Source organism: Segeticoccus rhizosphaerae, from assembly GCF_009192725.1.
GTDB lineage: Bacteria > Actinomycetota > Actinomycetes > Actinomycetales > Dermatophilaceae > Segeticoccus > Segeticoccus rhizosphaerae.
This window is the reverse complement of the sequence record NZ_VOHR01000688.1, coordinates 1-652: the sequence shown is the minus strand read 5'-3', so window position 1 is coordinate 652 and position 652 is coordinate 1. Positions and strand designations below refer to the sequence as shown.

Sequence of the window (652 nt, the reverse complement as noted above, 5' to 3'; positions counted from 1 at the left end):
CAACGCACCGTTGCGGCGTCTGCACGGCGATGCCGCGACCGACGTGCTCGAGCGCGAGGGCGCGCAGGTGCGCACCCGAGCGCGGGTCAGGGCGCTGCGCCGGCACGACGACCGGTGGAGCGTCGCGGTCGACGGTGGGTCCGTCGAGGCCGACGCGGTCGTGCTGGCGGTGCCGCCGGTCGTGGCCGAGGACCTGCTGCCGGAGGGCGCCATCGGGCCGGACCCGGGTTGGTCCTTCCGGCTGGGCGCCAGCCCCATCGTGAACCTGCACGTGGTCTATGACCGCACGGTGCTGTCCGAGCCCTTCCTGGCCGCCGTGGACAGCCCGCTGCAATGGGTGTTCGACCGCACGGGCCCTTCGGGACTGCAGCGGGGCCAGTACGTCGCGGTCTCCGTCTCGGCGGCGGACGACCTGGTCGACCTGCCGACCGCCCAGGTGCGCGACCGGCTGCTCCCAGCCCTGTCCGACCTGCTGCCCCGGGCCGACGCGGCCCGGGTGGAGGACGTCTTCGTCACCCGGGAACGGCAGGCGACCTTCCGCTGCCGGCCGGGGACGGCGAGCATGCGACCCGGGGCGGCGACGGGACTGCCCGGCCTCGCCCTGGCCGGAGCATGGACCGCCACCGGTTGGCCGGCGACGATGGAGGGGGCC

1 protein-coding gene is annotated in these 652 nt (G+C 75.8%); it reads left to right on the top strand.

All coding sequences use genetic code 11. The features are described 5' to 3' along the window. Positions 1-652, top strand: a 652-nt coding sequence (locus FRW57_RS22500; protein WP_162529490.1) for an FAD-dependent oxidoreductase, incomplete at both ends; no start/stop codon positions are given.